The organism is Okeania sp. SIO2F4 (genome assembly GCF_010672385.1).
GTDB lineage: Bacteria > Cyanobacteriota > Cyanobacteriia > Cyanobacteriales > Microcoleaceae > Trichodesmium.
In genome coordinates this window covers 1-1,320 of record NZ_JAAHGT010001428.1, presented here as the reverse complement: position 1 = coordinate 1,320, position 1,320 = coordinate 1, and the positions used below count along the sequence as shown (strand labels likewise).

Annotated in this window: 1 protein-coding gene; it reads left to right on the top strand. The window is 34.9% G+C overall.

The features are described from left to right. The first annotated feature begins 373 nt into the window (after positions 1-373). The gene (lepB, locus tag F6K22_RS40965) at positions 374-1,024 is read left to right on the top strand and encodes a signal peptidase I (RefSeq protein WP_293110911.1); all 651 of its coding nucleotides are present in this window, start codon (positions 374-376) and stop codon (positions 1,022-1,024) included. Positions 1,025-1,320 lie beyond the last annotated feature (296 nt).

Below are 1,320 nucleotides of genomic sequence, written 5' to 3'. Positions count from 1 at the left end.
GCAGCTTCCTTTTGCTTTTAGCTATGGGATAGAGGAGCCAGTGGGTTGGGCGAGTCCCCCGACAGTCACGCAACTGGCGTGGTGTTGTAGTGCCTCCTGCGGAGGAGCTGCGCTAACACGAGCGTCAGGATAACACCTGCAATGCAGGAGGATATGTCATATTTGACTATATTTTTATGAACTATAATTATGACTATAAACTCAAAAACCTAAAAATATAGTTATATAATAGTAAACTTAGATGATAGAGACCCCACACTATTTTTAATAGGTAGGTAAGATTGTAAAGTCAAAAAAAATCCTGAATCGCCTAGGGCTAAAACCCATCAATCAAAACAGTATTTTAAAATTAATTATTTGATCGATATAAATGATGAATAAAGAAGAAAAATCAAGACATAAAGAAAATTCAAATGAAGAAAATCCTTTAATTGAGTCAATTAAAACTATTGGACTTAGCGTAATTTTCGCCATAGGAATTCGTCAATTTGTTGCCGAAGCACGTTATATTCCCTCTGGTTCGATGCTACCAACATTACAAATTAACGATCGCTTGATTATAGATAAATTGGGTTATCAATTCAAAGACCCAGAAAGAGGAGATATTGTGGTTTTTAATCCAACAAATGAACTTAAAACTCAGTACAAAGATGCTTTTATTAAACGGATAGTTGGATTACCCGGAAATCGAGTAGAGTTGAAGGATGGAAAAGTATATATTAACGATAAAGTAGTAGAAGAAACTTATGTTGCTTCAGATTTGAATCCAGCAGAACTTGAGGCGAGAAAGGTTAATCACCAACAAACCAGAATAGATGTTTGTCCTCCTGATAAAAGGTTTCTTTCTCAACCTGTCACAGTACCTCCAAATTCTTATTTAGTTATGGGGGACAATCGTAATCATAGTTATGATGGGCGGTGTTGGGGTTTTGTACCTTATGAAAATATTATTGGTCGAGCTATATTTCGATTTTGGCCCCTTGATAGTCTTGGTACAATAGATGAATTACCACTATACAAATGAAAGTTATTTCAGTTATTAGACATCTCCAAAAAAGAGGGAGTTAAGAGGTGCGGGGAAAGATTGATAATTTCTATGAAATAATTTATTTTGTTTTTTTATTATTGGAGAGGTTTGTTATAACAATCCTAAATATATTGTAACATTTTATTGTAGGGATTTGGTCTCCAAACCCAAGGGAAAATAGGATGAAAAGACCAAACCCTCACAGTTTTTTTCACAAATCATTTACGATTAATATATAGTTAAGGGTTTGCGATTGGAAGTCTTTTTGTTGGGCCTTGGTAAATCAAGGGATG

What these genes read in the sequence shown, in the direction of transcription:
- lepB (WP_293110911.1), top strand. Translation starts at nt 374, where the DNA reads ATGAATAAAGAAGAAAAATCAAGACATAAAGAAAATTCAAATGAAGAA.